General features: G+C 33.1%; 5 protein-coding genes and 3 pseudogenes. 1 reads left to right on the top strand and 7 read right to left on the bottom strand.

Translation table 11 applies throughout. The features are described from left to right. Positions 1–193: 193 nt before the first annotated feature. A pseudogene (locus tag HT696_RS06875) lies at positions 194–262 on the top strand (DNA-binding transcriptional regulator); the annotation flags it as partial. Here the strand turns inward: HT696_RS06875 and HT696_RS06870 are convergent. From HT696_RS06870 to HT696_RS06840, 7 genes and pseudogenes are all read right to left on the bottom strand, one after another. Further along, positions 259–399, bottom strand: a pseudogene (locus HT696_RS06870) (NUDIX hydrolase); the annotation flags it as partial. The pseudogenes HT696_RS06875 and HT696_RS06870 overlap by 4 nt on opposite strands. 77 nt (positions 400–476) lie before the next feature. Next, on the bottom strand, positions 477–1442 hold the full coding sequence (locus tag HT696_RS06865; RefSeq protein ID WP_000691495.1) for a substrate-binding domain-containing protein: 966 nt from the start codon (positions 1440–1442) through the stop codon (positions 477–479). 103 nt (positions 1443–1545) lie between these two features. Next, a complete protein-coding gene (gene rbsC / locus HT696_RS06860) occupies positions 1546–2490 on the bottom strand; it encodes a ribose ABC transporter permease (RefSeq protein WP_023938584.1) in 945 nt (314 codons plus the stop codon). Position 2491: 1 nt separating this feature from the next. Next, a pseudogene (locus tag HT696_RS06855) lies at positions 2492–3969 on the bottom strand (sugar ABC transporter ATP-binding protein). 13 nt (positions 3970–3982) lie between these two features. Then, complete coding sequence (rbsD, locus tag HT696_RS06850) at positions 3983–4381, bottom strand: D-ribose pyranase (protein WP_050971367.1); 399 nt, start codon at positions 4379–4381, stop codon at positions 3983–3985. Next, a complete protein-coding gene (gene rbsK / locus HT696_RS06845) occupies positions 4356–5267 on the bottom strand; it encodes a ribokinase (RefSeq protein ID WP_173278420.1) in 912 nt (303 codons plus the stop codon). Before rbsK ends, rbsD begins: the two co-directional genes overlap by 26 nt. Beyond that, a complete protein-coding gene (locus HT696_RS06840; RefSeq protein ID WP_000207600.1) occupies positions 5267–6241 on the bottom strand; it encodes a LacI family DNA-binding transcriptional regulator in 975 nt (324 codons plus the stop codon). The genes rbsK and HT696_RS06840 overlap by 1 nt, the downstream gene beginning before the upstream one ends. Positions 6242–6376 lie beyond the last annotated feature (135 nt).

Here is a 6376-nt window from a genome sequence, read left to right as displayed (position 1 = left end):
AGTTTGGGAATTTACCTTTAGCATTTAATTTTATACTCAATGAAAATCAAAGAGCAAACTAGGAAGCTAGCTGTAGATTACTCAAAGCACAGCTTTGAGGTTGTAGATAAAGCTGACGTAGTTTGAAGAGATTTTCGAAGAGTATTAGCGAATATATATACTTTTTTTCTAATCTTTTATTACTATTAGACAGGAAACACAACAAGACCTCCACTATATCGAGGAGGACTTGGATCAGCTCGGTTATTTAGTAAAAGACTAGAAGATTTTCTTCTCCCAATCGTCTTCTGTACGGCGAGGGTAGAAAAACTCTGACTTGTCGGGAGCTTCCATCATCTCCATCAAGGGTAACATATCATAGGCCAGATCCAAGTGTGGAAGCTGGTCTTTTTGCACCCAATAACTCAATTAGTAACAATGATATTTAAAAACTACATTGAATGAAAATTAACAACTACTTGCTTACTAAAAATATATCACCAGTTATGTTGATCAACATTATCCTTAGTCACAAGATAAATTGGAGAAACTGTTTCTTTTTCCAGTTTTTTCCCTTGATAATGATCGATTGCTGATTGAATAGCAATTTCACCCATCTTAGCTGGTTGCTGAGCAATAGTGGCAGTAATATCACCTTTTGCAATAGCATCATGTGCATCTGGTTGACCATCAATACCAACAATTAATACATTGCTAAGACCAGCTGCTTTTACTGCTTGTGCAGCTCCTAACGCCATCTCATCATTCTGTGCAAAGATTGCTTGTACTTCTTTGTTTCCTTGAATCATATTTTGCGCTGTATTCAAAGCTTTTGCGCGATCAAAATTAGCGGATTGACTAGAAAGAACATCTAAATTTGTCTTTGAAATTTGTTCAAATCCTTTACCTCTATCTACTGTTGCAGAAGCACCAGGGACTCCTGATAATTCAAAAGTTTTTGCTTTTTCTCCCAATTGCTTGGTAATAAATTCGGCAGCCATTTTACCTGCTTCTACGTTATCAGAAGCAACAGTTGTCAAGACTTCACCACCATTACTACCGCGGTCAATTAAAATTACTGGAATATTTGCATTATTAGCAGCTTTAATAGATGTAACAATTGCATCAGAATCAACTGGATTAATTAGTAAAGCATCTACATTTTGACTAATAAAATTCTGAATATCATCTGCTTGTCTAGCAGCATCATCTTGTGCATCTGCTATCTTCAAAGTTACTTCTTTTTCTCCTGCAGCTTTTTCAAGACCATCTTTCATAGCCACAAAATAGGGATTGTTAGTAGTCGAAATAGAAACTCCTAATTTTAATTCTTTGGCCGACTTTTGAGTCGTAGATTTATTATCATTTGATGAATTTCCTAAACCAGTTTTTCCACAAGCTACTAAAGCAAAAATAAATGTTACAAACAAAGCAAAAATGCTAATTTTTTTAATAATTTTCATGTTATTACTCCTCGTAATATATATCTATAGGGATAGTTTCCATCCCGACTATTGTTCGTCATCTAATAAATTGTTGCTATTTCCAAAAAAATTGAAAATGATTCTACTGTTTTACAACTTTAAAACGATCAATCAGAACAGCAATTAAGATTACAACTCCTTTTACTACTTGTTGCCAAAATGCTGACACACCGATAATATTAAGTCCATTATTCAAAACCCCAATAATTAAAGCACCTATTAAGGTCCCCAGTATACGACCTTTACCTCCTGATAATGAGGTTCCCCCAAGAACAACAGCTGCAATAGCATCCATTTCATAACTAGCACCTGCTGTTGGTTGAGCAGAACTTAAGCGTGATGTTATAATCAATCCAGAAATTGAAGCCATCATACCTGATATTGAATAAATGATAATTTTCACTTTATTTAGTTTCACACCTGATATATATGCTGCTTTTTCATTCCCCCCTATAGCATACACAGATTTACCAAATGCTGTTTTATGAAGTAAAACATATAAAACAATAAATACAATAAACATAATAATTACAGGAAATGGAATTCCGACTATGTAACCTTGCCCCAAAAATTGAAATAAGAATGTATCACTTAATCCTTTTGTAATAGGATTCCCATTTGTATAAACAAGTGTTGCACCCCTAAAAATAGTCATAGTCGCTAAAGTGACGATAAATGGAGCTAATTTCCCGTAGGAAATCAATAACCCATTCATCATCCCCAGAATGCAACCCAAAATTAAAGAGATGAGAATTGCTAACGTAACAGGCATTCCAGATCCTAATAGGCCAGCGGTTAGCGCACTGGACAAGGCTAAAATTGATCCAACTGATAAATCAATTCCACCTGTTAGAATAACAAAAGTCATTCCAAAAGCGATCAGTGCATTTGATGTTACTTGCAATAGTAAATTTAACAGATTATTTGCTGTTAAAAAATTTGAATTGATAATAGTGATAACAGCCATTAAAATTATCAATGCTATTACTGTTGTCAATTCTGACATGTACTTCATAGTATTTTTCACACTATTGTCCTCCTGTAGCTAGTTGCATAACTTTTTCTTGTGTAGCTTCTTGACGTGTTAATTCTCCACTAATTCTTCCTTCATGCATGACCATAATGCGATCACTGACTCCAATCACTTCTGGTAAATCTGAAGAGACCATAATAATCGGTACACCTCGTTCAGCTAATTCATTCATTAATTGGTAAATTTCACGCTTAGCTCCAACATCTACCCCACGAGTTGGCTCATCTAAAATCAGTACTTTTGGTGCAATACCTATCCATTTTGCTAAAACTACTTTCTGTTGATTACCACCAGAAAGTGTCCCAACTTCCTTATCTGGATAACCTGATTTAATTTGTAACCTATCAATTAAGCGTTGTACAAATATACCACTTGTTTTATTATCGAAAATACCATTTTTAACAAAATCACGAGTACTAGGTAAAGTCATATTATCTTTAATAGAAAAATCTAAAATCAATCCCTCATCTTTACGATCTTCTGTTAAGAAACCAATTCCATGCTTAATTGCTTCAAAAGGATTTTTAATTATCAGTTGTTCTCCGTTTATTATAATTTGACCAGATTTTAAAGAATCAATTCCAAAAATTGCTCGCATTATTTCAGTACGACCAGCACCCATCAAACCAGAAAAACCAAGAATTTCCCCTTGACGTACATAGAAAGAAATATCCGTAAAAGCATCACCAGAAAGATTCTTAGCTTGAAAAACAATATTCCCAATCTCAGCCTTTTTTCTGGATAATAATCTTCTAATTCACGGCCTACCATCTTCTGAACTAATTCATCCGCATTAGTTAACTTCGTTTTCTTGGTATCAATTACAAACCCATCCCTCATAACAGTTATAAGATCTGTAATCTTAAAGATTTCTTCCATCCGATGTGAAATATACACAATACCTACACCATCAGATTTTAATCCTTCTATCACTTTAAAAAGTGTTTCAGTTTCACGATCAGTTAAAGCTGCTGTGGGTTCATCCATAATCAACAAGGAAACTTCTGATAATAAACATTTTGCTATTTCTATCATTTGTTGTTGTCCGACTGATAATTGACCAATGATTGCATCGAGAGGAATAGATATATTAAGACGTTTAAATGCTTCTTTAGCTTTCCTTTCCATACTAGCTTTATCTAGAAACCCAATCGAATTTTTAATTTCTCTTCCTAAAAAAAGATTATCAAGTACAGTCATATCTGGCCAAGTATTCATTTCTTGATGAATAAAACTCAGTCCAAACCGTTCTGCCTCTTGAGGATTAGAAAATGTTTTTTCTTTTCCATCAATAAAAATAGTTCCTGAAGTAGCTGGAAAAAGTCCAGTTAAAATATTCATTAAGGTTGATTTGCCTGCACCATTCTCTCCCATTAAAGCATGAACTTCTCCTGAATTAAGAACCAAATCAATACTTTCTAAAACACGATTATTCCCAAAAGATTTTGAAATGTTCTTCATTTCAATTTTCATAGGTAACCCCCTTCTAAATAATAACTCCTGATTGCAAGATTATATTCGAATATGGTGTATCTTCCCCAGTGCGAATAACTGCTTTAACTTTAGTATTCATAGCTTTCAATTCTTCATGACTAATATATTCAATAATTATATTCGATCCTAAAAGATCTAGAACTGCATGCCACTGTTCTTTGTTTTTTTCCTTAATTTCTTCTGCTAAGAAAATTTTTTCAATAAGTACATGGTCTGAATATTCTTTTAAAACTTCTAAAAAACTTGGACTACCTTTTCTTAATGCTAAATCAATTTTATCAACACCTTTTGGAACTGGCAATCCTAAATCTCCGATACAAACCAAATCCATATGACCTAAATCATCAGCTAGTTTTGCTATATTACTATTTAAAATCCCATATTTCTTCATATCCTGAATGCTCCTTTATTTCTTTCAAACTCGGCATGCCCCCTTGCGCTCCAAATCTTTGAACAGAAAGATGTGAAGCAATCGTTGCAAAGGACAATGCAACATTCATCTCTTTTCCTTTTGAGATAGCATAAGCAAAAGCACCATTAAACGTATCTCCTGCTCCTGTAGTATCAACTACTTCTGCTTTTATAGCAGGAATCTTCTGAACTGCTGTCCCATCATAATAAATAGAACCTTCAACTCCTAATGTCACAATCATTTTATTAGGATAAATTTTAATAATTTCTTCTAATTTCTTATCTGGAAAAAGCTCTGAACATTCATGCTCATTAGGAGTAATAAAATCACAAAAAGGAATCATCTCTATGTCTGTTTCTCTAGCTGGTGCAGGATTGTAAAGCACCTTAACTTGATTTTCTTGACAAAATTTAGCTATAGATAGGTTGGCTTCATGTGGTATTTCATTCTGTAATACAACAATACTTGCATCACTAATCAATTCCCACTCATTTTTCCAATCATTTGTTTTAACTAAATTATTCGCTCCGGGATAATAAATAATCCTATTATCACCTCCATATAAAGTAATTTGTGCAACTCCTGTAGATTGTGGTACCGTTCCCACATGTTCTGTAGAAATATTATTATTTTGCAGATTACTTAGTAAATCTGCTGAAAAAATATCTTCTCCGACGTTTCCAAATATGTAAATATTATCTTCTACACTGGATAATCTACCAATAGCTACAGCTTGATTTGCACCTTTTCCACCCGGAACTATATTAAATGAATCCCCAAAAATCGTTTCACCTCCTTCTGGAATCCTTTTTGTTCTCATAACTAAGTCCATTGAAATACTTCCAACAACAACAATTTTACTCATTACTTTCTCCTTAATGTATTTCTTTCTACGTATCTAACAGGTAGTTTAATTTTAGCTTCATCTATAGAGAACTTATTTGCCATATTATAGATTAGTTTTGCAGCCTGTTCTCCCATTTTATATGATGATTGGTGAATAGTTGATAAAGAAGGGTAAATAAATTGACTAAGTACAATATCATCATAACCAATGATTTGAATATCATCTGGAATTTTTTTACCAATTGCTAAAATTTCATGAATATAAGCTATCGCATGAATATCAGAAGGTGCTATAATACTATCGATATTTGGATTTCTTTTTAGATTCTCTTTAGCTTCTTTTTGAATTTTTTCAAAGTCAAACGTTTCACTTTCTTCAATACAAATTTCTAAAGATTTATTCCTCAAATAGTTTAAACTTGCTTCAAAGCGTTCCGCGATATTCTCGGCTTTATCATCTAAAACTTTAATAATCAGAACTTGTTTAGCACCTGCATTACAGATTGCTTCAGCAGCCAAACGACCACCTGACTGATTATCAGAAAAAACACCGTAACCTGTATCTTTACTAATTCGGTCAACCACAACAACAGGTAATGATAAATCTGGATATTCTTTTGTGAAGTCATGTGTAGTAATAATTCCAGCAGCATTTGTTTTCAACAGTAAATTAACATATTCACTCAAAGATTCTTGGTCTGAAATCGTACCAACCATAATTCTATAACCTTTATCTTTCAAATATGATTCAGCTCCTCGAACCAATCTTGGGAAGAAGGGATTTGAAATATCTGGCAATAAGAGTCCCACCATTTGGTTTTTTTTGGTTTTCAAAGATTGTGCTAATACATTTGGTGTGTAATTTAATTTTTTAATCGCATTTTTTATTTTCTCTCTCGCATCATCTCCAACATAACCTTTTTTTGATATATATCTTGAAACCGTTGATTTTGATACTCCAGCTTCTTCAGCAACCTGTTTTATTGTAGTCATCACTCCTCCTTCTTATGTTGTGGAACCGTTCCCTTATTCTATAGTAAACGTTTTCTTTTGATTTGTCAATACTTTTCTAAAAATATTTTAAATTTATTTCATAGTACATATATTTTTCCAAATATATTATTACTA

The sequence above is a fragment of the Streptococcus sp. 9903 genome (assembly GCF_013276625.1).
Taxonomy (GTDB): Bacteria; Bacillota; Bacilli; order Lactobacillales; family Streptococcaceae; genus Streptococcus.
The sequence above is the reverse complement of the archived record's forward strand: the minus strand, read 5'-3'. Positions and strand labels throughout refer to the sequence as shown.